21 protein-coding genes and 1 pseudogene are annotated in these 23,837 nt (G+C 65.7%); 9 read left to right on the top strand and 13 right to left on the bottom strand.

The genetic code is table 11. The features are described 5' to 3' along the window. Nucleotides 1-63: 63 nt before the first annotated feature. A pseudogene (locus ACS13N_RS07510) lies at nucleotides 64-1,178 on the top strand (nickel/cobalt efflux protein RcnA). Between the two features lie 231 nt (nucleotides 1,179-1,409). Then, nucleotides 1,410-1,781, top strand: coding sequence for a hypothetical protein (locus tag ACS13N_RS07505; protein ID WP_438931070.1), 372 nt, complete (start codon nucleotides 1,410-1,412; stop codon nucleotides 1,779-1,781). Between the two features lie 54 nt (nucleotides 1,782-1,835). On the opposite strand, the gene ACS13N_RS07500 is transcribed toward ACS13N_RS07505, so the two are convergent. Then, nucleotides 1,836-2,735 carry a LysR family transcriptional regulator gene (locus ACS13N_RS07500; RefSeq protein ID WP_438931069.1) on the bottom strand — a complete coding sequence of 300 codons (900 nt, stop codon included), beginning with the start codon at nucleotides 2,733-2,735 and terminating at the stop codon, nucleotides 1,836-1,838. A gap of 98 nt (nucleotides 2,736-2,833) precedes the next feature. On the opposite strand from ACS13N_RS07500, the gene tam reads away from it, so the two are divergent. After that, on the top strand, nucleotides 2,834-3,613 hold the full coding sequence (gene tam / locus ACS13N_RS07495; RefSeq protein ID WP_438931068.1) for a trans-aconitate 2-methyltransferase: 780 nt from the start codon (nucleotides 2,834-2,836) through the stop codon (nucleotides 3,611-3,613). Between the two features lie 95 nt (nucleotides 3,614-3,708). Here tam and ACS13N_RS07490 read toward each other — a convergent pair whose 3' ends face one another. Together ACS13N_RS07490 and argC are read right to left on the bottom strand one after the other, a co-directional pair. Then, nucleotides 3,709-4,545, bottom strand: coding sequence for a bifunctional allantoicase/(S)-ureidoglycine aminohydrolase (locus ACS13N_RS07490; RefSeq protein ID WP_438931067.1), 837 nt, complete (start codon nucleotides 4,543-4,545; stop codon nucleotides 3,709-3,711). A gap of 201 nt (nucleotides 4,546-4,746) precedes the next feature. Beyond that, entirely contained in the window at nucleotides 4,747-5,682 is a 936-nt protein-coding gene (argC, locus tag ACS13N_RS07485) for an N-acetyl-gamma-glutamyl-phosphate reductase (RefSeq protein WP_438931066.1), read from the bottom strand. 130 nt (nucleotides 5,683-5,812) lie between these two features. On the opposite strand from argC, the gene ACS13N_RS07480 reads away from it, so the two are divergent. Both ACS13N_RS07480 and ACS13N_RS07475 read left to right on the top strand, forming a co-directional pair. Then, nucleotides 5,813-6,709 carry a LysR family transcriptional regulator gene (locus tag ACS13N_RS07480; protein ID WP_438931065.1) on the top strand — a complete coding sequence of 299 codons (897 nt, stop codon included), beginning with the start codon at nucleotides 5,813-5,815 and terminating at the stop codon, nucleotides 6,707-6,709. Between the two features lie 173 nt (nucleotides 6,710-6,882). Next, a complete protein-coding gene (locus ACS13N_RS07475; protein ID WP_438931064.1) occupies nucleotides 6,883-8,172 on the top strand; it encodes an MFS transporter in 1,290 nt (429 codons plus the stop codon). 3 nt (nucleotides 8,173-8,175) lie between these two features. Here ACS13N_RS07475 and ACS13N_RS07470 read toward each other — a convergent pair whose 3' ends face one another. From ACS13N_RS07470 to ACS13N_RS07450, 5 genes are all read right to left on the bottom strand, one after another. Beyond that, a complete protein-coding gene (locus ACS13N_RS07470) occupies nucleotides 8,176-8,592 on the bottom strand; it encodes an SRPBCC family protein (protein ID WP_438931063.1) in 417 nt (138 codons plus the stop codon). A gap of 68 nt (nucleotides 8,593-8,660) precedes the next feature. Then, nucleotides 8,661-9,098: a carboxymuconolactone decarboxylase family protein gene (locus tag ACS13N_RS07465; protein ID WP_438931062.1), complete on the bottom strand. Its 438-nt coding sequence runs from the start codon at nucleotides 9,096-9,098 to the stop codon at nucleotides 8,661-8,663. Between the two features lie 79 nt (nucleotides 9,099-9,177). Next, nucleotides 9,178-10,635 (bottom strand): PLP-dependent aminotransferase family protein, encoded by a 1,458-nt coding sequence (locus ACS13N_RS07460; RefSeq protein WP_438931061.1) that lies wholly within the window; start codon nucleotides 10,633-10,635, stop codon nucleotides 9,178-9,180. Between the two features lie 70 nt (nucleotides 10,636-10,705). Beyond that, the gene (locus tag ACS13N_RS07455) at nucleotides 10,706-11,914 is read right to left on the bottom strand and encodes an NnrS family protein (protein WP_438931060.1); all 1,209 of its coding nucleotides are present in this window, start codon (nucleotides 11,912-11,914) and stop codon (nucleotides 10,706-10,708) included. 28 nt (nucleotides 11,915-11,942) lie between these two features. Next, the gene (locus ACS13N_RS07450; RefSeq protein WP_438931059.1) at nucleotides 11,943-13,148 is read right to left on the bottom strand and encodes a globin domain-containing protein; all 1,206 of its coding nucleotides are present in this window, start codon (nucleotides 13,146-13,148) and stop codon (nucleotides 11,943-11,945) included. A gap of 222 nt (nucleotides 13,149-13,370) precedes the next feature. Here ACS13N_RS07450 and ACS13N_RS07445 point away from each other — a divergent pair, with 222 nt between their 5' ends. Then, nucleotides 13,371-13,853: an RrF2 family transcriptional regulator gene (locus tag ACS13N_RS07445; protein ID WP_438931058.1), complete on the top strand. Its 483-nt coding sequence runs from the start codon at nucleotides 13,371-13,373 to the stop codon at nucleotides 13,851-13,853. A 228-nt stretch (nucleotides 13,854-14,081) separates the two neighbouring features. Then, complete coding sequence (locus tag ACS13N_RS07440; protein WP_438931057.1) at nucleotides 14,082-15,746, top strand: S-layer protein; 1,665 nt, start codon at nucleotides 14,082-14,084, stop codon at nucleotides 15,744-15,746. 21 nt (nucleotides 15,747-15,767) lie between these two features. Here the strand turns inward: ACS13N_RS07440 and ACS13N_RS07435 are convergent, their stop codons facing one another. Both ACS13N_RS07435 and ACS13N_RS07430 read right to left on the bottom strand, forming a co-directional pair. Next, the gene (locus ACS13N_RS07435; protein ID WP_438931056.1) at nucleotides 15,768-17,243 is read right to left on the bottom strand and encodes a sensor histidine kinase; all 1,476 of its coding nucleotides are present in this window, start codon (nucleotides 17,241-17,243) and stop codon (nucleotides 15,768-15,770) included. Further along, nucleotides 17,221-17,901, bottom strand: a complete 681-nt coding sequence (locus tag ACS13N_RS07430) for a response regulator (RefSeq protein WP_438931055.1) — start codon at nucleotides 17,899-17,901, stop codon at nucleotides 17,221-17,223. The genes ACS13N_RS07435 and ACS13N_RS07430 overlap by 23 nt, the downstream gene beginning before the upstream one ends. A 146-nt stretch (nucleotides 17,902-18,047) precedes the next feature. Here ACS13N_RS07430 and ACS13N_RS07425 point away from each other — a divergent pair, with 146 nt between their 5' ends. After that, nucleotides 18,048-19,106: an ABC transporter substrate-binding protein gene (locus ACS13N_RS07425; protein WP_438931054.1), complete on the top strand. Its 1,059-nt coding sequence runs from the start codon at nucleotides 18,048-18,050 to the stop codon at nucleotides 19,104-19,106. 135 nt (nucleotides 19,107-19,241) lie between these two features. Here the strand turns inward: ACS13N_RS07425 and ACS13N_RS07420 are convergent, their stop codons facing one another. Continuing rightward, the gene (locus ACS13N_RS07420; protein WP_438931053.1) at nucleotides 19,242-20,372 is read right to left on the bottom strand and encodes a porin; all 1,131 of its coding nucleotides are present in this window, start codon (nucleotides 20,370-20,372) and stop codon (nucleotides 19,242-19,244) included. A 282-nt stretch (nucleotides 20,373-20,654) separates the two neighbouring features. Between ACS13N_RS07420 and ACS13N_RS07415 the strand changes: the two genes are divergently transcribed. After that, nucleotides 20,655-21,089 carry a PaaI family thioesterase gene (locus tag ACS13N_RS07415; RefSeq protein WP_438931052.1) on the top strand — a complete coding sequence of 145 codons (435 nt, stop codon included), beginning with the start codon at nucleotides 20,655-20,657 and terminating at the stop codon, nucleotides 21,087-21,089. Nucleotides 21,090-21,153: 64 nt separating this feature from the next. On the opposite strand, the gene ACS13N_RS07410 is transcribed toward ACS13N_RS07415, so the two are convergent. Both ACS13N_RS07410 and ACS13N_RS07405 read right to left on the bottom strand, forming a co-directional pair. Beyond that, nucleotides 21,154-22,659, bottom strand: coding sequence for an MmgE/PrpD family protein (locus ACS13N_RS07410; RefSeq protein ID WP_438931051.1), 1,506 nt, complete (start codon nucleotides 22,657-22,659; stop codon nucleotides 21,154-21,156). A gap of 36 nt (nucleotides 22,660-22,695) precedes the next feature. Continuing rightward, nucleotides 22,696-23,781, bottom strand: coding sequence for a porin (locus tag ACS13N_RS07405; RefSeq protein ID WP_438931050.1), 1,086 nt, complete (start codon nucleotides 23,779-23,781; stop codon nucleotides 22,696-22,698). Between the last annotated feature and the right edge of the window lie 56 nt (nucleotides 23,782-23,837).

The raw sequence follows: 23,837 nt of genomic DNA, 5'->3' as shown, positions 1-23,837 counted from the left end.
AGCATCAATATACTAGGGGGGAGTATAGTTCGCCCACCTGAGTTCACCACTGGCTATCCATCCATGACCGCGTTCGCCACCCTTCTGCAGCAAGGCAATGCCTGGCTATTCGTCCCCAGCGCCATCCTGCTCGGCGCCCTGCATGGTTTGGAGCCGGGGCACTCCAAGACGATGATGGCGGCGTTCATCGTCGCCATCCGGGGCACGCTCTCGCAAGCGGTACTGCTGGGGCTGTCGGCCACGGTGTCGCACACGGCGGTGGTGTGGGCGGTGGCGATGGCGGGGCTGTACTTCGGCCGCAACTGGAATCCGGAGACGACGGAGCCGTACTTCCAGGTGGCCTCTGCCGTGCTGATCGTTGTGGTGGCGGGGTGGATGATGTGGCGCACGTGGCGCAGCGCCCGCGCATCGCATGACCATCACCACGATCATGAACACGACGAGGTCAAACGCATCGATACCGGCCACGGCATGGTCCGACTGGAAGTGTTCGAAGACGGCGTACCGCCGCGCTTCCGGCTGGTGCGCGAAGGTACGCACGGCCACGCATGGTCAGCCGACCAGGTGGAGGTGGTGACCGAGCGGCCCGATGGCGCCCAGCAGGCTTTCAGCTTCGTGCAGCGCGATGGCTTTCTCGAATCGGAGCAGACCATTCCGGAGCCGCATGCCTTCACGGCGCGCCTGTCGCTTGGGCACGCGCACCATCGGCATGACTATGACGTCGAGTTCGTCGAGCACGACCACGCGCATGCCGCGCGTGACCACGGCGGGCTGGATGTGTCTTCCGGTGGCTACGAAGACGCGCACGAGCGCGCGCACGCCAACGACATCCGCCGCCGCTTCGCCAACCGCGAGGTGACCACCGGCCAGATCATCGTGTCGGCCTGACCGGCGGGCTGGTGCCGTGCCCGGCGTCCATCACGGTGCTGCTGCTGTGCCTGCAGCTCAAGAAGATCACCCTGGGTGCGGCGCTGGTGCTGTGCTTCAGCATCGGCCTAGCCTTGACGATGGTTGCCTCGGGCGCGCTCGCGGCGCTGAGCGTGAAGCACGTGTCGCGGCGCTGGGGCGGCTTTGGCGAGTTCGCGCGCAAGGCGCCGTATTTCTCGGGTGGGTTGATTGCGCTCGTTGGCCTGTATGTGGGCTGGCAGGGTGTGCAAGGGGTGATGCAGCTGACGTGAGCGCCGCATACGGTGCGCGTGTTGGGTGAAGCGCACGTTGGGCCACGGTTGCATCCACTGCGGCACGACCTGCGTATCTGTGCATACCGGCGGGCGCGAAAAGTTTCTCATGGAAACCGTGTCAGGTTTGCATCGATACCGCGACCAACAGGGGAGGTCGATGCCATCCGGCAAGCGATCCGTCGGACTGCCATCCACGGATGGCGCACGCTCACTCATGAGGAGTTCACCATGCACACCACCCGTTCCTTCGCACGCCCCCGCCGCCTGTCGCTCGCCCTGCTGGCCACGCTGACAGCCTCCGCCGCATTGTTTGCAGCGCAGCCGGTCGCAGCGGCCCGCAGCGCCGATCCCTATACACAAGGACAAAGCCGCCTGGACAAGGTGGACGCGTACACGCAAGGGCACAAGCAGGACAAGGCCGATCCGTTCACGCAAGGTGCGGATCGTCAGGCCGACACCTACGGCTATCTGTCATGGAGGCGCGACCGTTTTGATCCGTATGCGCAGGGCGCCGACCAGCAACGCGCGGACACGCGTGGTGTGCTCGCATGGCGCGGCGATTCCACGTACCCCAGCAACCCGCAAAGCGCGCGTGCATGAAGCGCGCAACCCGAGTGAGAGGCGCCTGCCCTGACAGGCAGGCCTTCTCACCCGTCAGCGCGCCAGCGTCGCGCCTTCCTCGACGATCCTCTCGTAGAGCGCACGCGCGGCAGGCGACAACTGCGCCGCTCTGCGCGTCACGAGCACCAACGTGCGCGATACCTCCGGCTCGACCAGCTCAATCGTGCGGATCATCGGGTACGCGTTCTTCTGGATCGCGAGCCGCGGCACCACTGCCGCGCCCAGCCCTTCGGCCACGAGCCCAAGCGCCGTTGAACTGCGCTGGACTTCGTAGAACGAATGCAGCGACACACCGCTGCGCTTGAGCGCACCTTCGAGCAGACTGCGATTGCCGCTCACCTCGCCGGCAAAGATCAGCGGATGCGGTTGCAGTGCCTCCCAGCGGATACGGCGTCGCTTGGCGAGCGGATGATCGTCGCGGCAGATCAGCACGTACGGGTCGCTCGTGAGCGGCACGCTGGTCAGTTCAGGATGCTGATCGCCTGCGATGCTGATGCCGAATTCCGCTTCACGCCGCAGCACCGCCTGCAGCACGGAGGCAGAGGCATGATCGAGAATCTTCACGCGATCGTGCGGCCGGTGCGCGGAAAACGCACGCAGGATGCGCGGCAGGTATTGCACGCCCACCGTCGGCACGCAGGCAATGGTGATGTCGCCGCGCTGGCTCAGGCCGGTTTCGCGAATCTCCGTGAGCGCATCGGACAACTCGTTCAACAGCCGCCGTGCCTGCGGCAGGAAGCGCTGGCCGATTTCCGTGAGTTCCGTGCGGCGCGTGGTGCGCTCCACCAGCGCAACGCCCAGGAATGCCTCCAGTTTGCGCAGCCGTTGCGTGATGGCTGTCTGCGTGACGTGCAGCGTATCGGCTGCCTGCGTAAAGCTGCCGTACTCGGCAATCGCCACAAAAGCCTGCACACCGAGCGTGTCGATCTTCATAAGAATGATGAATCAATCAACAAATTGAATTCATTTTACTGATCGATTGGGAAGCCGGAGAATTTCCACATCGGGCAACCAACGACGAGGAGACCACCGTGACGACCCCACACGATTGGTACGCAAAGCAATACGTGCAGTTTGAAGACGAGCGCACGCGGCCGGTGCGAGACCTGCTGGCCGCCGTGCCGCCAACCCCCATCCACATCGCGATCGATATCGGTTGCGGGCCTGCCAACTCAACGGAAGCGTTGATGGCACGCGCACCCGCTGCGGCCATTCGCGGGATCGACGCATCGGCCGACATGATCCAGGCAGCACGCAAGCGTCTGCCCGAGGTGCGCTTCGACATCGTCGACATCGCAACATGGGATGAGCCCGGCGCGTACGACCTGATCCTCGCCAATGCGGTGCTGCAATGGCTGCCCGCGCACGAGACGCTGCTGCCAAAGCTGGTCGGCAAGCTTGCCGCGGGCGGCCACCTTGCCGCGCAGATGCCCGACAATCTGGATGAACCGGCGCACCGGCTGATGCGCGAAGTGGCGGCCACTGGGCCATGGGCCGGCAAGCTCAAGGGCGTTGAGCGGACCGAGCGCTTTGATGCGCGCCGGTACTATGCGTTGCTGCAACCACTGTGCTCGCGCGTGGATGTGTGGCGCACCACGTATTACCACCCGCTCCACGACGGCGCGGATGCGGTGGTCGAATGGTTCAAGGGCAGTGCGCTGCGGCCCTTCCTGGCGGCATTGAATGAGGACGAGCAGCCCGCCTTCCTCGCACGCTATCGCGAGGAGATCGCCAAGGCCTATCCGGCACTCGACGATGGCACAGTGTTGTTGCCGTTCCCGCGCCTGTTCATGGTGGCAACACGCAGGTAGATGCGGCAAGCAGGCGCAACACCAGCGGCGCCAGCCATGAAAAAAGCCCACCGGCTTGCACCGGCGGGCTGGTTTCTTTCCGACCTCTGCGACGCTTAGCGCGTCGGGTTCAGGGTCAGGTTCATGTGACGGTTCACATCCTTGTACAGCAGGTAGCGGAAGCGGCCAGGGCCACCCGAATAGCATGCCTGCGGGCAGAACGCGCGCAGCCACATGAAGTCGCCCGCCTCCACCTCAACCCAGTCCTGGTTCAGGCGATAGACGGCCTTGCCTTCGAGCACGTACAGGCCATGCTCCATCACGTGCGTTTCCGCAAACGGGATCACGCCGCCCGGCTCGAACGTCACGATGTTCACGTGCATGTCGTGGCGCATGTCGCTCATGTCGACAAAGCGCGTCGTCACCCAGGCGCCGTTGGTGCCCGGCATCGGGATCGGCTCGACGTCCTGCTCGTTGGTCACGAACGCCTCCGGCAGCGGAATGCCGTCGACGACCTGGTAGTGCTTGCGGATCCAGTGGAAGCGCACGGCAGCATCGCTCACGTTGTGCAGCGTCCAGTCCGCGCCCGGCGGAATGAATGCGTAGCCACCCGGCTTGAGCGTGTGCTTCTTGCCTTGCAGCGTCAGCTCGGCTTCGCCTTCGACGACGAACAACACGGCTTCGGCGTTCTTGTCCTGCTCGGGCTTGTCGCTGCCGCCGCCCGGGTTCACTTCAACGATGTACTGCGAGAAGGTTTCCGCAAACCCCGACAGCGGGCGGGCGATCACCCACAGGCGCGTGTTCGACCAGAACGGCAGCCAGCTCGTGACGATGTCGCGCATCACCCCCTTGGGGATCACCGCGTACGCCTCGGTGAACATCGCGCGATCGGTCAGCAGATCGGTCTGCGGCGGGTGGCCGCCATGCGGCGCGTAATACGTTGTTTTAGACATACTGCATCCAGGCAATGGGTTGGTCCGGCCCCGGGCGCAAACAGCATCGGGCGGTTCGTACGCGGGCGGCGTTGACGATAGCGAAGTCGGCAACAATCGACCAATTAAATGTTGCGATGCCTTCCATTCAGTTTCCCACTACCTGCCGGCGTCCACGACGCCCCAGGAAGCAGGCATCGCGAGGCGCTGGTGAGGACCGCCTCAGGCGCGCGCCAGCATCAGCTCCAGGTTCTGCACCGCCGCACCTGAGGCGCCCTTGCCGAGGTTGTCGAACACCGCCGTCAGCAGGACCTGGCCGTGGCCGTTGGTGAACACGCCCAGGCGCATGTCGTTGGTGCCATTGAGCGCCTGCGGGTCCAGATGCGGCAGGGTGGATGACGCCTGCAGCGGCATGACCTCCACATGCTGCGCGCCGGCGTAGTGGTCAGCCAGGCACGCGTGCAGCCTGGCTGCATCAACGCCGGGTGCCAGCAGGCGCAGCTCCAGCGGCACCGTCAGCACGATGCCCTGGCGATACGCGCCATACGCGGGCACGAACATCGGCCGCTGCAAGAGCCCGGCGTGCTGCTGGATCTCCGGCACGTGCTTGTGCGCCAGGCCAAGCCCGTACACCTGGAACGGTAGCGCGTGCGTGGCGTTCGGCCCCTCGTGCTCTTCCACGCGAGCGCGCCCGCCGCCCGAGTAGCCAGACACGGCGTGAATACTGATCGGGTAATCGGCCGGCACCAGACCCGCGTACACCAGCGGGCCAAGCAGGCCAATCGCGCCGGTCGGATAGCACCCCGGGTTGGTCACGCGCGATGCTGTAGCAATGCGTTGCGCCTGTCCCTCGCTCAACTCCGGAAAGCCGTACGTCCAGCCCGGCGTGGTGCGATGTGCGGAGCTGGCGTCGATCACACGCACATCCGGGTTGACGATGGACGCCACCGCCTCGCGCGCAGCCGCATCGGGTAGACACAGGATGGCGATGTCGCACGCGTTGATGGCCTCGGCGCGGCGCTGCGGGTCTTTGCGGGCGTCTGCGGGCAGGGTCAGCAGTTCCAGATCCTGCCGATCGATATGGCCGCGCAGGCGTTCGTGGATCTGCAGGCCGGTGGTGCCTTGGTCACCGTCGATGAAGACAAGGGGCATGGACATGGCGGAGCGCTCCAATAGAAAGAAGGGGGAAAGGGAGGCAGTGCGAGCCACCATCTTCGGGCGCAGCCTAGAATGTGAAAAGTTGAATTTCACAACCACTACATTCAGCTTTTCTGAACGATCGACACCCATGCGTGAAATCAGCCTGGACCGCCTGCGCACCCTGGTGGAGGTTGCGGACCGCAGCTCGTTTGCCGACGCGGCACGCGCGCTGCATCTGGCGCCACCCACTGTCAGCCTGCACATTGCCGAGCTGGAAGACCGCGTGGGTGCGCCGCTGCTCTCGCGCAAGCGCGGGCAGGTGCAGCCCACCGCCATCGGCGAGGTGATGGTGGAGCGCGCACGCAAGCTGCTCGCCGATGCCGAACAGGCGCTGGACGACATCCGGCGCCAGGTGCAGGGCTTAAGCGGGCGCGTACGGCTGGGGGCCTCCACCGGCGCGATCGCGCATCTGCTGCCGCAGGCGTTGGAGGTGCTGCGGCAGGATCACCCCGGCATTGACGTGCAGGTGGCGGTGCTCACCTCGCAGGAAACGCTGGCGGGTCTTGCCGATGGGGCGCTCGACATCGGCCTGGTGGCGCTGCCGCAATCACAGGTGGCCGCGCAGGGTGCAAAACTCACGATCAAGCCGTGGCGGCGCGACCCGGTCATGGCCTTCCTGCCGGCCCACTGGTCGAGCCCGGCGCACATCACGCCCGGGTGGCTCGCTGCGCAACCGCTGATCCTGAATGACGCCACCACGCGGCTCTCTCGTCAGACCACCGAATGGTTCGCCGCCGACGGCCACCACCCCGTGCCGCGCATCCAGCTCAACTACAACGACGCCATCAAGAGCCTCGTGGCCGCCGGCTATGGCGCCACGCTGCTGCCGCACGAAGCGTCGGCCGTGCCTTCGGATACGCGCGTCACCATGCGGCCGCTGCGGCCGGCCTTGTGGCGCGAACTCGGCATCGCACACCGGGCCGGACACGTCGAGCGGTCGACACAGCACGTCCTCGATGTGCTGTGGGCACTGCGGGCGAAATAGTCCATTGCGCGCCTCGTCTCCCTGACGACGCGCAGAATCCCGCTTGAATAAAGTTTGACTTCTTGTGTCGCGACAACTATCTTAAGATATGTTTTTTGACACAAGAAGATGCGCTTGCCCGCCGGTTCCGGCCACGGCCTTCGCGCGTCTCGACCTTCCTTTCATTCGCCCTCATGCCCTTACTTGATTCCACCCGCGAGCGCCGGTTGCTCTGGCTGCTCGCGCTCACGCAGTTCACCGTCATCATGGATTTCATGGTGATGATGCCGCTCGGGCCGCAGATCATGCATACGTTTGGCATCGGTCCGGCGGCGTTCGCCACGGCGGTGTCGGTGTATTCACTGTGCTCCGGCGCCTCGGGCCTGCTGGCCGCCACGTACACCGATCGCTTTGACCGGCGCCGCCTGCTGCTGACCGTCTACGGCCTGTTCACGCTGGCCAACCTGGCCTGCGCGCTGTCGGGCAGCTACAGCATGCTGTTGTTTGCACGCGCGTTTGCGGGGCTCACGGGCGGCGTGCTGGGCTCGCTCGTGCTCGCCATCCTGTCGGATGTGATTCCGCCCGCGCGACGCGGTGCGGCCACCGGCGTGGTGATGTCGTCGTTTGCGCTGGCAGCCATGGCCGGCGTGCCGGTGGGCATCGCGCTGGGTGCGCACCTTGGCTGGACAGCACCGTTCTTCCTGCTGACCGTCGTGACCGCGCTGACATGGCTCGGCGCGCGGCACACCATCCCGCCGCTCACCGAACACCTGAGCGGCATCCGCCAGACCCCCAGCCAGATCCTCGCGGGCCTGTGGCAGTTGCTGAGCAACCCGCGCCATCTGCGCGCCTTCCTGCTGACCTTCGTGATGATGGGCTCGCACATGCTCGTGATCCCGTTCATCTCGCCGGTGCTGGTCGCCAATCACGGCATCGCGCCGCAGGATCTATCGTGGCTGTACGTGGCCGGCGGCGCGGCATCGTTCTTCACCTCGCGCGCCGTGGGCAAGCTGGCCGACCGCTACGGCCGCCGCCGCGTGTTCGTGGCCGCCGCGCTGCTGGCGTTCATCCCGGTACTGGTGATGACGCATCTGCCGGACTGGCCCTTCGTCGGCATGCTGCTGTTCTTCCCGTGTTTCATGGTGATTCTCTCCAGCCGCATGGTGCCGATGCAGGCCCTGATGACGACCGTGCCCTCCCCGCAGGTACGCGGCGCGTTCCTCTCGGCCAACAGCGCGGTGATGTCGGTGGGCACCGGCGCGGGCGCGTGGATTGGCGGGCTGCTGCTATCCACCAGCGCAGGCGGACACATCGATGGCTACGGGCTCAACGGCTGGCTGGCCGTAGCGGCGGGGTTGTTCTGCGTGCTCTGGGTGAGCCAGGTGAAGGGGTTGGATGCGCATGGCGATCCGTCACTGGCGGCACCATCCGGCGCGTCGGGTCCACAGGCCGTGCCGCAAGCCCCGCGCGCGGAGAAAGTCTGAGCGTTATTCGGCTTCCACCACTGTCTTCAGTTTCACCAGGTCACGCTGCACCCATTCGGCATCGGCCTCGAATTGCGCGTCGTCCATGCCGGGCAGTTGGAACAGCGTGAGCGAGACGGTGGTGCCACCGCCGTTGCGCACCACGCGCAACGGCACGTAGATGACGGTGTCGTCCTGCAGGCGCACCCAGTGGTCGGCAATGCCAAACGTGTTGGGCGGGCTGAACCGGATGAACACGTTGCCCTGAGGCGCATCGGCAATCCACTCGTCGGGCGCCGCACCCGAGCCCTGCGTGCTGGGCTTCAGCCCGGTCGACAGGCCCGTCGCCCAGGTGGGGTAGTTCAGCGGCTCGGCCAGGAAGGTGGCCACGTCATCAAAGTGACGTTCGACGTTGATGCTGAGGGTGCGGACGGGATGCATGCAAACTCCAATGCAGGCGAGGTGCGCCCATTGCTGGAGTATAGGCGCCGCCCATCCGCCTGACCCCTTCAGGCCGGCAGCTTGCGAAAGCTGATCGCCAACCGATTCCACGCGTTGATCGTGGACACCAGCAGCGTCAGGTCAACCAGCTCCGCGTCGGAAAACTGGGCGCGCACAGCCTGCCACACATCGTCCGGCACACGGGTTTCAGCGACGAGGGTGACGGCTTCCGTCCACGCCAGCGCGGCGCGTTCGCGATCGGTGAAGAAAGGCGTTTCATGCCACACGGAGACAGTAGCCAGGCGGCGGCCGTCTTCACCGCCTTTGCGCGCGTCGCTGGTGTGCAGGTCGACACAGTAGGCGCAGCCGTTGATCTGCGAGGCGCGCAGGCGCACGAGTTCAGTCAGCGGCTTTTCCAGCGGGCTTTTGCTCAGCGTTTTTTCCAGACTCATCATGGCCTGGATGGCGGTGGGATTGGCTTTGTAGAAGTCGAGGCGGGGTTCCATGATCGGGCTCCAGTGCGAGGTGACAGGTGCCAGATTAGGGGCTCGAGTGGCACCGAAACAGCGCCACTCCTGTGTAGTTTCAGGTAACCAGTTTGGTGAGCGCTTGCGCCAACCGGCCAAAGCCCGCGTCGATCTCCACCTCGTTCACATAGCCGTAGCCGATCAGCAGCCCGGGCTGCGGCGGCCGTGCCACGTGCATCTTGGAAGTGCCGTAAAGGCCCACGCCCACGCTTTCGGCCAGCTTCAGCACAGCGGCCTCTTGCAGCGGCGCGTGTAATTGCGCGGCCATGTGGATGCCGGCAGCGGACGGCAACGGCGTCATCCAGGAGCTAAGCGGCCCGCGCAGATGCCGCAGCAGCGCATCGCGCCGCGCGGCGTATTCCTTGTGCATGCGGCGCAGGTACTTGCCGAAATCGCCGTCGAGCATGAACTTGGCAAGCGCGGCCTGCATGAGCGATTCGCTGTGCCAGTCGGCCACCTGCTTGGCGCGCCGCAACGGCGTGAGCAGCGAAGCCGGCGGCACCACATAGCCGATGCGCAGCTCCGGAAAGATGGTCTTGGAGAACGTGCCCACGTAGGCCACGCAGCCGGCCGCGTCCAGGCTCTTGAGCGATTCCATCGGCCGGCCGTCAAAACGGAACTCGCTGTCGTAGTCGTCTTCCACGATGAGCGCGCCGTGGCGCTGCGCCCAGTCGAGCAGTTGCGCGCGGCGCGCCAGGCTCATCGGCATGCCGAGCGGAAACTGGTGCGACGGTGTCACGTAGACGAGTTTGGTGCGCGGTGGCAGCGCATCCACCACGAGACCCTCCGCATCCACCGGCACGGGCACCACGTTGGCGCCCAGCGCCTGCAGCGCAATGCGCGCGGGTGGATAGCCTGGGTCTTCAATGGCCACCGTGTCGCCCGGACGCACCAGCACGCGGGCAATCAGATCGATGGCCTGCTGGGCGCCCTGCGTGACGACGATATCGCCCCACGCACAGACCACCGCGCGGCTGAACGCCAGGTAGCGCGAGATGGCCAGGCGCAGCGTCTGGTCGCCGGCCGGGTCGTGGTACGCGCCGCGCCCGCGCGCCTGCAAACGCAGTCCATGCGCCACGCAACTGCGCCACTTGTCGAACGGGAACAGGCGCTTCTCGGTTACGCCCCCTACAAAGTCATAGACGATGCTCGCGCGCGGCATGGGCAGCACGTCGGGCACATCGTTCCACGGTGTGGCGAAGGTATGCGTGGACAGCGCAGGCGCGGCAATCCGCTCGGCCGGCGACACGCGCGGCGTGCGGCCGGCCAGCCCCTGCGTTGCCTCGGCCACGAAGGTGCCGGAGCCAGCGCGCGAACGCAGGTAGCCCTCGGCAATCAGGCGCTCGAACACATCGAGCGTGGTCTTGCGCGACACGCCAATCTGCAACGCAAGATCGCGCGTGGAAGGCAGACGCTCGCCAGGCGCAAGACGGCCGTCGAGGATGGCGGTGCGCAACTGGCGGTAGAGCTGGCCGGCAAGGTCATGCCGGCCGTGGATCGTCAAATGGACATCCATCGTGGACGCAGGAGGCGTTGGGCTGCGCCATTCTACGAAAGCCGCCGCGACGGCGGGCAACGTTGTGCGCTCAACCCTCGCGGCCGTCCACGCGCGGCGCCAGCAGCCACGGCGCATAGCGCCAGAGATAGGCTGCGAATGCCGCCACCCACAGCACGCTTGCAGCGCCGATCCACACACTGCGCGACAACAGCATCGGCCCGGCCACGCGCACCAGTGCAGCCAGCACGACAGCGGCATAGGCAAAGGTCTCTGCCCGGCCCACGCGCAACTGGCGTCCGGTGTGGCCGAGTGCGGTGCGGGTGATCATCGCCATGATGGCGCAGCCGATGGCCCCGGCGGTGAGCGCGTGCAGCGCGGTGGAGCGGTCGCCCCAACCGAGTGCAGCGGCCGCCAGCATGGCAAAGCCGAGCGGCAGGAAAGCGTATGCGACGTGCAGGATGGCGACGATGGGGGTGCGCAGGGTGCGGCGCGTGTCCCAGCCGATCCAGCGGGCCGCCTGCGCAATGGCAGCGGCGGCAAACATGGCCGCGGGCACGAGGCTGTCCACTGGCACGGCCAGTGCCACGACAGCCAGCGCCGTCAGCGGCACCACGGTGCGCTCTGTCCAAACGAAGCGCCGGAGGTGCACACCCGGGACGGCGTTGGTCGTGAACATCGGGATGACGCGCCCGCCGATGACCGTGACGAACACGCAGACCAACCCCGCCGCCGCATCAAGACAGCGCAGCGCGGCGAGCGGCGCACCCATCGCCAGCGCTGCATGAAAGCCCGCGTTGACGGCGCCCAGCACCAGCAGTGCAATCGCCAGGCCGTAGTTGCGTGTGCTGCGTGCGCGCCGCAGGATCAGCAGAAACAACAGGCCGCACGCCGGCAGAAAGGCCACATCGGCAGCCACGGCCAACGGCAGCGGCCCCGTCCACATCAGGACACGCGCCGCAAGCCACAGCCCGGCGAGCGCAGCCAACGGTTTGCCCTGCGGTGTCTGCAGCGCCGTCCAGTTCTTGCCTGCGGTGAACAGGAAACCCACCACCGCCGCCGCAAAGCCGAACACCATCTCGTGCGCATGCCAGAGCAACGGCGCCAGCGCCGGACCGTATGCCGACGACATGCCCCCCAGCAGCAACGCCGCCCACACCGCCATGCCGATCGCCGCAAACGCCGCCGCCAACAGATAGAACGGGCGAAAACCGAGCGCGAACACCGGATGCCCCGCATATGGCACGCGGCTGGCAGGTTCAGGTTGGCCGATGGTCAGCAGCGGAGCGGGGCGGGGCATGGTGGTCTCCCGGGCGATGGGCAGTGGCTTACAGGATGTCGTCCAGCAGATCGGGGCCAAACACCTCGCGGTGGATACGCTCGGCCGGCACGCCGCCCGCAAGCAGCGCCGCGCGTTGGGCCTGCATGAAGGGCAGCGGGCCGCAGAGGTAGAAGTCCGCATCTGCCGCGTGGCCATCGATGAACGTGTCGACCGCCATGCGGCCAGGCTGGGCCAGGCGTGAGACGAATTCCGCTGCCTCGCCGGATTCGAGGAACACGTGTGCCTCGAAATCAGGCAGGACCTGCGCGGCACGCTCCAGATCATCAGCGTGTGCGACATGTGCCGCTGCGCGATCGGCATGGCTGAACACGATCTTGCGTGCGCTGTTCTGCTGCGCAAGCGTGTTGAGCGTGGCGATCATCGGGGTGATGCCCACGCCGGCCGACATCATCACGATGGGGTTGTCGGTGGCGAGCTGCGGGACGAAGTCGCCATACGGTTGGCTGACGAGCAGGACCTCGCCTTCGCGCGCATGGGCATGCAGCCAGTTCGACACGGTACCGGCGGGGCGATCCCTGTCCCCGGCATCGCGCTTGACCGAGATGCGCCACGTGCGGCCGTTCGGCGCGTCCGACAGGCTGTACTGGCGTTGCTGCAGCACGCCCGGCGCCAGCTCCACCTGCACCGAGATGTACTGCCCCGGCAGGAAGCCCGCCAGCGGTGTGTCACCCACGGCTTCCAGCGTGAAGGAGACAACGTCCTCCGCCTGCTGGCGGCGCTCGACGATACGCACGGGCTGGCGGTGGTCCGGGCCGCTGCCCGCGTGTTGATAGAGGCGGGCTTCCGCGGCAATCAGCTCGGCGGCCAGCAGCCAGTAGGCCTCATCCCACGCAGCCAGCAATTCCGGCGTGGCGGCGTCACCCAGCACCTCGGCAATCGCGCCCAGCAGATGCCGCGCAACGATGGGGTAGTGGCTCGGCTTGATGCCCACGGCTGCATGCTTGTGCACGATACGCCCGACCACCGGAGCCAGCGCCGCGTTGTTGCCGTGGTTGGCCGCATACGCAAACACCGCGGAGGCCAGCGATTGCTGCTGCGATCCATTGGCCTGGTTGCCCATGTTGAACAGGTTGGTCAGCTCCGGGTGGCTGGCAAACATGTTGCGGTAGAAGGTCTGCGTGATGGCCAGACCGTGCTCGCGCAGCACGGGCACGCTGGCATCAATCAGGGGCTTGGAACGTTCGGACAGCATGGAAAACTCCAAATATGTGTATTGAATGCAACAAATAAGACTGGGGGCGCCGTTGCACTTTCTGTGGTGCTACAGCGTGTTCCTGCGACTTCCTGATGCCGATTCTATTAAACGTGCATTTTCCATACAACAATACGGCCTGCGGCAAACCAGCGCATCCAATGCGCCCGCATGCCCGTAAGATGTGTCTTTCATGAATGTTTTGCGCACAACGCACCCGCCATGCGACTGACCGACTACACCGACTACGCCCTGCGCACGCTGATCTACGTGGCCGTGCACCCGGACGAGCTGGTCACGATCCAGCGCATTGCCGATGCGTTCGACATTCCCAAGAACCACCTCATCAAGATCGTGCAGCAGCTGGGGGCAGACGGCTTCCTGCACACCGTGCGCGGACGCGCAGGCGGCATCACGCTGGGCCGGCCGGCAGCCGACATCAACCTGGGCGACGTGGTGCGCGCGACCGAGCCCGATTTCCGCCTGGTCGAGTGCTTTCGCGCGGACGACAACCACTGCGTCATCACCCGCGCCTGCGGCCTGCGCGGTGTGCTGAACGACGCGCTGCGAGCGTACTTCGCGGTGCTCGATACGTACACGCTGCAGGATCTGGTCGATAAGCCGAACGCGTTGAGCCGGGCGCTGGGGGAGGGCGTGGCCTTGCCGATGCCGCGGACGCGCAGCAAGTCGGCAGCGCGCAACTAGGGCGCGCATTCTGCCGAGCGGAATCACACACCGCCTCGGTTCTGCCGGATAGAACAATTCGGCGCAATTCACGTGGATGGCGCAACCTCCTGCGCCAGATTCACCAGATCGTCATCGTGCGTCGCCAAGATTCGGCCGCGCAAACGTTTCAGCCGTGCAAGAGCCGCCCACACCGCATGGGTGGCCAGGACCGTTTGCCCGACCTCATCACTTCGACTGGAAACCACGATGCTCTCAACCAAGAAGACGCTGATCGCGATCGCTGTGCCTGTGTGCCTGTCCCTCGGCCTGTACGCCTGCGGCGGCAGCGACGATGCCCCGACCACCGCCAACCCCGGCACCACACCGGCCAACCCAACGCCCACCGACCCGACGACACCGCCCGCCAAACCGCAAGGCGTGTGGACGACGGGCGATCTGCACGTGCACACGGCTGAGTCGGTAGATGCCGTCACGCCGCTGGCGGCCGTGCTCGATCACGCATTCAACCTCAACAGCCTGGACTGGATGGCGGTGTCCAACCACCTGCGTCCGTCGCCGCGCGATGCCACGGGCGCCACGCTGCCGGGCGGCTCGATTGCCGCCTCCGCCGGTATCGCGCAGTACGAGATACCCGCCATCGCGCAGGCTCAGGCTGCCGGCAAGTACACAGGCAAGCTGATCTTCTCGGCCGCCGAGTGGGACATGCCCACGCACGACCACCTGAACGTCGGCATCTTCGAGGGCACCGACAAGCTGCAGACCTCGGCCCGCGGCTTGAACAAGTTCGAATACTTCTTCACGCAGCAGGCCACCTCGCTGTTCGATCCGAACGATGTGGCCGCATGGCAGCAGGAAGGCCCGCGCGCCGGCAGCACGCACGCTGACGTGGTGAACGCCTTCAACTGGCTCAAGACGAACTACCCGAACACCAGCTACGGCCTGATCAACCACCCGTCGCGCAACCCGGGCAAGTACACGGTGGCGGACTTCCGCCAGTTCAACGACACCGCGCCCGACATCATGTTCGGCATCGAAGGCATGGTCGGCAACCAGATGGAGCCCAACCGCGGCGGCTACGCCAGCGCCTACATTGATGCCAACCTGCCCAACCGCACCTACGGCGGTGTCGATTACGTGGTCGCGCAAGTGGGCGGCATCTGGGATGCACTGCTGGGCGAGGGCCGTCGCGTCTGGAACTTTGCGGATTCCGACCACCACTTTGAAGTGGACGCCACGCAGCAGTTCAGCAGCGGCTACTACCCCGGTGAATACGCCAAGACCTACATCTGGCTGCCGGGCACCAGCACCGACCTGAAGACGCTGCTGGCGGCCATGCGCTCGGGCAAATCGTTCGGCGTGTTTGGCGATCTCATCAACGCGCTGGATTTCCACGCCGACAACACCGCTGCCTCTGCCGACATGGGCGGCACGCTCACTGCCCGCGCCGGCGACAAGGTGACGATCACCATCCGCTTCAAGAGCCCCGATCACAACAACTACGAGTACCCGCTGGGCAGCGGCTTCAAGGCCAACATGCGCCCGGTGGTCGACCACGTTGACCTGATCGCTGGCGACGTCGGCCCCAAGGCCGCCCCCGGCACACCGGCGTACGCGAAGGCGACCAACGACTCCACCAAGGTCATCGCCACCTTCACCAAGGCGGATTGGAAGGTCGACACGGACGGCTACAACAGCGTCACGTACACCACCACGGCGACCAAGAACCAATACTTCCGCCTGCGCGGCACCAACCTCGGCATGAACGTGTCGGGCGAGACCAGCAACGGCAACCCGCTGCCGGACCAGCAGACCGTGGTGACGGAAAACGTGGCGCGCTTCAACGCCATCAATGACCGTAACTACAACGACCTGTGGTTCTACTCGAACCCGGTGTTCGTGTCGGTGCAGTAAGGCCGGCGTCACGGCAGCGACTCATGCGGCGGCCGGTGCTTCGGCCCGCCGCAGCCACACCGTCACTGCCAGCCCGGCGCCGCCGGACCCAGGCGCCAGCGCAATCTGCCCGCCCATGCGGTCGACGATCTGCCGCACGATCGCCAGGCCCAGGCCGCTGCCTTGGGTCTGCTGAATGTGTGCACTCGCCAGGCGCGTGAAGCGCTCGAACACGCGCGCATACGCCTCGGGCGGAATGCCGGGGCCGTTGTCGGTCACTGTCAACATGGCCCAGCCGTAGTCGGCCGACACCTGCACGGTGACGTGGCCGCCTTCCTGCGTGTAGCGCACCGCGTTGTCCACCAGGTTGAATAGAAGCGCCGCGACCAGCGTGCGGTTGCCCGAGGTCCAGACCGGCTGTTCGGCGTGCTCCATGCCCAGATCGATACGCCGGCCATCGGCCAGCAACGCAAGGTCTTCGAGCACGGTGCGTGCGACCTGCACCAGGTCAACGGTCTCGCTGGTCGCAGCCGAGGCTTCAGCCTGCGAGAGCAACAGCAGATCGTTGATGAGATCGGCCAGATTGCGCGTGCTGGTGCGCGCGGCTTTCAGCACCTCGTGCAGCGCACCGTCGGCGTTGGTTTGCGCGGCCACCTGCATTTGCGTGTCGAGAATCGCCAGCGGTGTGCGCATCTGGTGTGCAGCGTCGGCAATGAAACGCTTCTGCGTGAGCGCGTTGTCGGCAATGCGCTGCAAGTACTGGTTGAACGCGCCAGCAATCGGCTGCAACTCGCGCTGCAGGCCATCGGGGTTGAGCGCCGCCAGATCGGTGGGTGAGCGCGCCGACACGTTGGCCGCCAGCCGCAAAATCGGCCGCAGCTCCAGCGTCAGGCCGATCAGGATCATCGCCAGCGCCAGCCCCACCAGCGCAAGCTGGCGCACGGTGGAAGGCCACCACAACTGGCGGATCATCGCGTCGCGGCCATACATGGTTTGCGCCACGCGGGTGACGACGCGTTCGGTGCGCCCGGCGTCGTACATGGTGCGCACCACGGCCGCCACGTGCACGGGCTGGCCCTCCAGCGTATCGGTGTAGGTGCCGATATCGGCCAGGCCAGCGGCATCAAAGGCCGGGCGCGTACCGAAATCCAGCCGACCGGCCAGCAGACGACCATGCTCGGTGCTGACCTGGTAGGCAATCTGATCGCGCACGGGCAAATCTGACGTTGGGGGCGCCGCAAACACCGCCAGCGCCGCCGGCGGCACGGACGCCCGCAGGCGGCCTTCGTCCCACTCGACCTGGCCGCTGATCATCTGCGCGGCGGTGTCCAGTGCGTGAAAGTGCACGAGATCGGCGTTGTGGCGTGCGGCAGCCAAATCCAGCCAGGCATCGGCCGCCACGTAGATCACCAGCGGCAACGCCAGCCACAGCACCAGCCGCGCACGCAGACTGCGCGTGCGTGAGGTGGCGGGTGTCGCCTGTGCCGCCGGCTGTTCAGGAGGGTTGGGTTGATGCATCGCGCAGCAAATAACCGAGGCCGCGCAGCGTGACGATGGTGGCCGTGGAATGCTCCAGCTTCTTGCGCAGGCGGTGGATGTAGATCTCGATGGCTTCGGGGCTCGCCTCGTCGTCCAAGCCGAACACGCCGTTGACCAGCGCCGGTTTGGACACCGTGCGCCCGAGCTTGAGCATGAGGATTTCCAGCACGGTGTGCTCCCGCGCGGGCAGCACCAGAGGCTGGCCGGCCAGCGCGAAGGTGCGGCTGCCCGTGTGGTAGGTCAGATCACCGCAGTGCAGCTCGACGGATTGATCGGGCGTGCTGCGTCGCACCAATACCTGGATGCGCGCGATCAGCTCGCGAATCTCGAACGGCTTGACGAGGTAGTCATCCGCACCGGCACCCAGGCAGGCAACCTTGTCGTCAATGCCGCCGCTGGCGGTCAGGATCAGCACCGGCACCGCATTGCGGCGACCGCGCAAACGTTGCAATACGCCCTGCCCCGACAGCGTCGGCAACTGCAGGTCGAGCAGCACCACGTCATAGTGCTGCGTGAGCAGCAGGGAATCCGCGGATTCGCCATCCGTGGCGTGATCCACCGTGAAGTGCGCGCGGCGCAGGGCTTCTGACAGCCAGTGCGCCAGCGGGGCGTTGTCTTCGATCAGGAGCAGCTTCATACGAAAACAGCGCGTCCGAAAAATGAAAGCGATTTGTGGGTTGCCGCTTCCTAAAATGATGGCGGCTGCCTACGCGCGCCGGATGCGTCACTCACCAGATCCGGGCAGCGCGATACGATATCTACAAAAGAGCCGGAGACAACTCAATGGGTGTTTTTACCTGCAGGGGTGCCCGCACACGCGGCCCCCGGGGCTGGATCACGCCGTTGCTCGCCGCCTGTCTGCTGACAGTGACGGCAGTGACTTCGCACGCCTTGGCGCAAGACCCCACGCGCCTGACCATCATGGTCAGCGGCACGGCCAAGATGATCTACCTGCCTGCCACGCTGGCACAGCGCCTGGGCTACTTCCGCGACGAAGGGCTGGAGGTGGAACTGCTCTCGCAGCCCGCCGGCGTGGATGCGGAGAGCGAACTCCTCACCGGCTTTGCGCACGGCGTGGTCGGCTTCTACGATCACACGATCGACCTGCAGGCCAAGGGCAAGGAAGTGCGCGCCATCGTGCTCTTCAGCCAGGTGCCGGGCGAGGCGGAGGTGGTATCCACACGGCTGCCCGCCACTGTGGAATCGATGCGCGATCTGCGCGGCCGCACGTTGGGCGTGACGGGCCTGGGCTCGTCCACCAGCTTTCTTACGCGCTACCTGATGACACAGCAGGGCCTGTCTGCGGGGGACTACACCATGCTGCCGGTCGGCGCCGAGCACAGCTTTGCCAAGGCGCTGCGCAGCGGTCGCATCGATGCCGGTATGACCACCGACCCGACTGCCGCGCGCCTGGTACGCAGCGGCGAAGCCCGCGTGCTGCTCGACCTGCGCACGCTGGAGAGCACGCGCGCCGCCCTGGGCGGCCCGTACCCGGCCGCGTGCCTGTATCTGCAAACCGAATGGCTCGAAGCGCATCCGGAACTGGCCACCAAACTGGCCCGCGCTTTCGTGCGGACCTTGCGCTACATGCACACACACAACGCGGAGGACATTGCCGCGCGCATGCCGGCTGAATTCCGCCGCGAACATTCCGAGCTCTACGTCAAAACGCTTGCCGCCGCGTTGCCCACCTTCAGCGCCGACGGACGCATGCCGGACGACGGCCCACCCACCGTCCTGCGCGTCCTCGCCGCCAGCAATGCCAACGCGCGCGACAAGCACATCGATCTCTCGCGCACCTATACCAACAAGTTTGTCGATCAGGTGCGCGAGCAACGCTAAACACTTCGCGTTATGAACCTGTTCACGGTCCGTAGCGAGCGGCCCGAGGTTGGCGGGAGAAGCGCCAGCCGTACACATGGCACGGCGAGCATCGCAGCGCCAAGATCGGGCCGCGCAGTAGGACCGTGAGCAGGTTCAGAAGCGGGTGCGCATACCGAGACCAAACTCGGTCTGGCTGTTGTGGCCGTTGGTCGAGCCCACGATGTACTGATCCTTCAGCTTCATGTAGTCGGCCGCCACGTAGAACTCGGTGCGCTTGGACACGTGATAGAACACCGAGCCGTACAGCGTGCTCTTGCGGCCGCTGCCCGAGGCCGTGGCACCCAGCACGTTGGCGTACGCGTTGAGCGTGTTGCCGTTGGCGTCGAAGGCGGCGTTGTTGGCCTTCATGATCTGGTAGCCGATCTCGTAGTCGAAGGCGCCTTGCGGAGCGATCTTCAGCGAGACGGTGTAGGCGTTGTCGCTACGGTTACCGATCGCGGTCGGCTGCTCGCCCGTGTAGTGGAAGTAGCCGGCGTTGATGCGGAAGATGTCGATGATCACGTTGCCGCCGATCGAGTACGAGCGGTCGGTAAAGCCGTTGACCTTGGCCTGTTGCGCGAAGCCCGCCAGGTGGAAGCTGTCGCCGTTGTAACCCAGGGCCAGCGATTCGGTGGAGCCTTGCGAGAACTGGCCCGGCACTTCGCCAAACTGGTAGGCCAGACCGGTGAAGAAGCGGCCGTCCCACAGCTTCTTCCACACCACGCCGTTGTTCAGGCGCGTGCCGGTGGCGCTGCCTGCGTAGAAAATCAGTTGCTTGAAGTTGTTGACGTTGGTGTAGCCGCCTTCGTCCAGGGTCACCTTCTCGCTGGTGTACGGATCACCGTAGATGCCCGACACGTCACGCGCAATCGCGTTCTGGCGGCCGAAGGTCAGCTTGCCCAGCGTTTCGCTCGACAGGCCCACCCAGGCGTCGCGGTTGAACAGCACGCCCGGGGTGTCCATGTTGCCGGTCGGCGTTTCAAACTCGGATTCCAGCTTGAAGATGGCCGACGTGCCGCCGCCCAGGTCTTCCTTGCCGGTCAGGCCCCAGCGGCTGCCCGAGAACCAGGGCACCTGGAAGCCGGTCGTGCGCGCACCGGCCGCGTTGGTGTTGTTGACGGTGCTGATGGTGGTGTCGATCAAACCATACAGCGTCACGTTCGACGCTTGTGCGTGGGCGCCGGTGGCGGCCAGGGTGGCCGCGGCGGCCGCAGTCGCCGCCAGGGCGAACTTGATACGGGACATTGAAGTCTCCTTCCTTGTGGGTAATGGTGTCCGGTCGTGATGCCGGCTTGGAGTAACGCGCAGAGAGCAGATGGTCAGGCCGCCCGATGCAATCGCTGGGCGAGCGTAGAGGGGGCCACCTTTCTGGAGCCTTTCGCGTCGGCATGCGCGCAACGCTAGGGTTCACCCGCATTGGGGCGTCGATTGGGCACGTTGTTGCGCCACACGCTGCAACGCATTGCAGTCGTGGAAACCCGGCTCGGGGTAGAGTGTCGGGTCACCTCAACCAGCCCCATCCACCCCATGCATCCGTCCCAAATGACCGGCCTGCAACTGCTGCAAGCCATGTCGCGCGGAGAGCTGCCGCGCGCGTCCATCAGCGAAACCATTCCGATGACGATGGACGCCATCGAACCCGGCGTCGTGCATTTCGGCGCGCAGGCTGACAAGCGCCACCTCAATCCGCTGGGTGGCGTGCACGGCGGCTTTGCGGCCACGGTGCTCGATTCGGTAACGGGCTGCGCGGTGCATTCCATGCTCGAAGCCGGTGTCGGCTACGGCACGGTCGACCTGAACGTGAAGATGGTGAAGGCGGTACCGGTGGATGCGCCGCTGGTGGCCGTCGGCCGCGTGCTGCATGTCTCGCGCACGATCGGCGTGTCGGAAGGCACGCTCAAGACGCAGGACGGCACGTTGCTGGCGCATGCCACGGCAACGTGTGTCATCCGCCGCCCGTAAGGCGTGGCAACAAGAAAGGGGGCCTCAGCGCCCCCTTCTTTTTTGTGAACGCAACCGGCTGCGTTTAAGCCGCGCGCTCCGCCATGGCCGCCTCGAACAACGCATCGACGCCGCGCAGCCGCTCCATGGACCAGATGCGCTGGAGCAACGCCTCGCCGTTCGCGCGGGTGATGGCCGTGCCTGCGGTGCGCCAGAACTTGGCTTCGATCGTCTCGCGCGTCAGCGGCACATCGGGTGCGCCCGGCAGGTCGTCAACGCGTTCCGTCAACACCTCCCCCGAACGCAGAGTCACCGTGATGCGGTTCGGAATGTGCCTCGGATACAGCGCGGTGAGCGCGGGGTCCTCCTCGACACGGATCTTGGGCATCAGCGCGCGTACATCGGCCGCGGTGAGTTTCTCGGGGGCGTAGCTCGCGTTCGTCAACGTACCGTCGATGAGCGCACGCGCCACAACGTAGGGCATGCTGTGGTCGGCCGTCTCCTTGGTGGCTGGCGCCCACACATACGGCCCGCTTCCGGTGATCTTGTAGCCGAGCTGTGTCGTGGCAACGACCACCTTGTCGATCTGCGCAGGATCGTGGATCCGCCCTGACAGCCGGATGGCCGCCTCCACCGCGGTCAGCGTGTGGCCTTGTGCGGGATACGGCTTCACCAGCACATCGGCAATGCGGAACGGGCGGCCCGGCCCGCCAAACGCCGCCGTATCGATGGCAATGGGCTGACCGGCAACGAGCTTCTCGAAGCCATAGGTGCCCTCGAAAATGGGGCTGGGGCCGGTAATGCCCTCCCGCGCAAGGCTGGCCGCAAAGACACCGCTTTTTGCCGCCGAAGCATCGGCCAGCCCTTTCCAGTTCGACAGCACCTGCGTTCGGGTCTGGTTCATCGCAACGTGGTCGATGAGCGCGATGTTGACGGCCTGCGTCAATTGCTCGACCGAGAGCTGCATCAGCTTGCCGGCGGTCAAGGCAGCGGTGACCACGCCGTAGCTCGGGTTGTCCCAACCGCGTGGGCTGATGGCGGCGGCATCAAACAGCCGGCATTCGATTTCGTAGGCAATGAGCGAGGCCAGGATGAAATCCTGGATCGAACGCCGCTCCGATTGCGCCACGGCAAGACTGACCGAGATGAAATCGCTCGGGTGCCCGATCTCCTTGGCGGCGTAGCCATCGTTGAGGTCGTAGTAGCGGATGGCCGCACCATTGGCGAAGGCGGCAAGCTCCGGCGTCGTGCGGTGCGTGGTCCCGATCAGCGTCGAAGCGTTGCTCGCGCCGGCTTGCGCAAGGTGGAAGCACCGCTGGACCACCGGCTCCTGCAACGCCGCCAGCGCGCAGCCAAACGTATCGACCAGCCGCAGCTTCAACGCTTCCAGCGCGCCGGCGTCGATGTCTTCGTAGCGCAGGCGATGCACGTATTCGGCCAGGCGATTGGCGATGGGCAGCACAGTGGTGGCGGCAGGTTTGGCCGCGTCGGCAAGGGCTTGTGCCGACGATGCCCCCGCAAAGGCAACGCCGACCGTACCGGCAAGCGCACGCAGCAGAAACGCGCGACGGCGCGCAAGCGTGATGGACATGTCACGATCTCCTGATTTTGGTCTTCTGTTTGAGCATCAGAACAGCTTGCGCATGCCCAGCGCCACGCCCGTGCTGACGGAGCGGCCGCTGGCGAGCGAGTAGTGCAGGAAGCTGTAGTTGTAGTTGTCGAAGTCCAGCGCGGCGCGGTGGGCATAACCGGCCGCGAGATAGAGCGTCGTCGTCTTCGACGGAAAGTAGTTGAGCTGTACCGTGACCTGCTGCGGATTGGTCAGTTGCGGAGCAGGCTGCCCGGGCGAGGGATTCTGCGCACGAACATTCTCGTAATAGAACGCGCCGATGGCCTGGAGGCGTTCCGACAGGCGATAGCGCACGCCCGTCCACAGGAACGTGTAGCGCGTGACAACCAGCGGCGTGTTCACGTTGCCGTTGCCCTCGGTCAGGCCGAGGATCCACTCGGCACGGCCCAGCGCAACCATGGCCGCCGCCGAGTAGCGCCGGAAATGCGTGACGTTGCTGAGCTGCGAACCGTTGACGTTGTCATAGGCCGCGGCAAACGACAGCGGGCCGCTCGCATAGTCAAAGCCGGCACCGTACGCGGCACTGGTCTGGAACGTGCCCGGCGTGCCGCCCAGGGCGTAGTGCGCCTGCACGGCCAGCGGGCCGGTCTCGAACCGGTACTTCACGACGCTGTTCTCGCGAAAGTTCAGGCCGACGATGGCGCCTGCTGGCTCGTACAGCGTGGAGTACGCGCCGGTGGGCGAGTACTTTTCCATGACGTCGAACAGCGTGGTGTACTGGCGGCCCAGGCGCAGCATGCCCCACTGGTCGTTCTCCAGCGCCACCCAGGCAGAGCGGTCGAAGCCGCCCCCGCCCGAGCCCGCTCCGGTGCCGTTGTTGAGGTTGATGCCGCTCTCCAGGCGGAACGCGGCCCGCCAGCCGCCACCCAGGTCTTCCTTGCCCTTCAAGCCCCAGCGCGAGCCACTCTTGCCGCCCGAGGCCATGCGCGTCTGGGTGACCGCTCGGCCATCGCCCGGCGCTGCCTGGCTGGTCAGAAATTCGGTATAGACGTCAGCAACGCCATACAGGGTGAGGGTGGACTGTGCGCTGACGCTGGCCGAAAGAAGGCCCAGTCCGCATAGCGCGAACATTCGCGTGGTCATGGTTGTCTCCTGCTGTTTTGATTTTTGGGGTACGGCAAGTGCCGGCGGCGCCGGCA

The organism is Ralstonia sp. 24A2 (genome assembly GCF_051783885.1).
Taxonomy (GTDB): domain Bacteria; phylum Pseudomonadota; class Gammaproteobacteria; order Burkholderiales; family Burkholderiaceae; genus Ralstonia.
This window is presented reverse-complemented; position numbering and strand designations above follow the sequence as displayed.

What these genes read in the sequence shown, in the direction of transcription:
- ACS13N_RS07410 (WP_438931051.1), bottom strand. Translation starts at nt 22,659, where the DNA reads ATGTCCATCACGCTTGCGCGCCGTCGCGCGTTTCTGCTGCGTGCGCTT.
- ACS13N_RS07440 (WP_438931057.1), top strand. Translation starts at nt 14,082, where the DNA reads ATGCTCTCAACCAAGAAGACGCTGATCGCGATCGCTGTGCCTGTGTGC.
- ACS13N_RS07425 (WP_438931054.1), top strand. Translation starts at nt 18,048, where the DNA reads ATGGGTGTTTTTACCTGCAGGGGTGCCCGCACACGCGGCCCCCGGGGC.
- ACS13N_RS07480 (WP_438931065.1), top strand. Translation starts at nt 5,813, where the DNA reads ATGCGTGAAATCAGCCTGGACCGCCTGCGCACCCTGGTGGAGGTTGCG.
- ACS13N_RS07445 (WP_438931058.1), top strand. Translation starts at nt 13,371, where the DNA reads ATGCGACTGACCGACTACACCGACTACGCCCTGCGCACGCTGATCTAC.
- ACS13N_RS07500 (WP_438931069.1), bottom strand. Translation starts at nt 2,735, where the DNA reads ATGAAGATCGACACGCTCGGTGTGCAGGCTTTTGTGGCGATTGCCGAG.
- ACS13N_RS07505 (WP_438931070.1), top strand. Translation starts at nt 1,410, where the DNA reads ATGCACACCACCCGTTCCTTCGCACGCCCCCGCCGCCTGTCGCTCGCC.
- ACS13N_RS07455 (WP_438931060.1), bottom strand. Translation starts at nt 11,914, where the DNA reads ATGCCCCGCCCCGCTCCGCTGCTGACCATCGGCCAACCTGAACCTGCC.
- argC (WP_438931066.1), bottom strand. Translation starts at nt 5,682, where the DNA reads ATGTCCATGCCCCTTGTCTTCATCGACGGTGACCAAGGCACCACCGGC.
- ACS13N_RS07475 (WP_438931064.1), top strand. Translation starts at nt 6,883, where the DNA reads ATGCCCTTACTTGATTCCACCCGCGAGCGCCGGTTGCTCTGGCTGCTC.
- ACS13N_RS07470 (WP_438931063.1), bottom strand. Translation starts at nt 8,592, where the DNA reads ATGCATCCCGTCCGCACCCTCAGCATCAACGTCGAACGTCACTTTGAT.
- ACS13N_RS07490 (WP_438931067.1), bottom strand. Translation starts at nt 4,545, where the DNA reads ATGTCTAAAACAACGTATTACGCGCCGCATGGCGGCCACCCGCCGCAG.
- ACS13N_RS07435 (WP_438931056.1), bottom strand. Translation starts at nt 17,243, where the DNA reads ATGCATCAACCCAACCCTCCTGAACAGCCGGCGGCACAGGCGACACCC.
- ACS13N_RS07420 (WP_438931053.1), bottom strand. Translation starts at nt 20,372, where the DNA reads ATGTCCCGTATCAAGTTCGCCCTGGCGGCGACTGCGGCCGCCGCGGCC.
- ACS13N_RS07460 (WP_438931061.1), bottom strand. Translation starts at nt 10,635, where the DNA reads ATGGATGTCCATTTGACGATCCACGGCCGGCATGACCTTGCCGGCCAG.
- ACS13N_RS07405 (WP_438931050.1), bottom strand. Translation starts at nt 23,781, where the DNA reads ATGACCACGCGAATGTTCGCGCTATGCGGACTGGGCCTTCTTTCGGCC.
- ACS13N_RS07450 (WP_438931059.1), bottom strand. Translation starts at nt 13,148, where the DNA reads ATGCTGTCCGAACGTTCCAAGCCCCTGATTGATGCCAGCGTGCCCGTG.
- ACS13N_RS07415 (WP_438931052.1), top strand. Translation starts at nt 20,655, where the DNA reads ATGCATCCGTCCCAAATGACCGGCCTGCAACTGCTGCAAGCCATGTCG.
- ACS13N_RS07465 (WP_438931062.1), bottom strand. Translation starts at nt 9,098, where the DNA reads ATGGAACCCCGCCTCGACTTCTACAAAGCCAATCCCACCGCCATCCAG.
- ACS13N_RS07430 (WP_438931055.1), bottom strand. Translation starts at nt 17,901, where the DNA reads ATGAAGCTGCTCCTGATCGAAGACAACGCCCCGCTGGCGCACTGGCTG.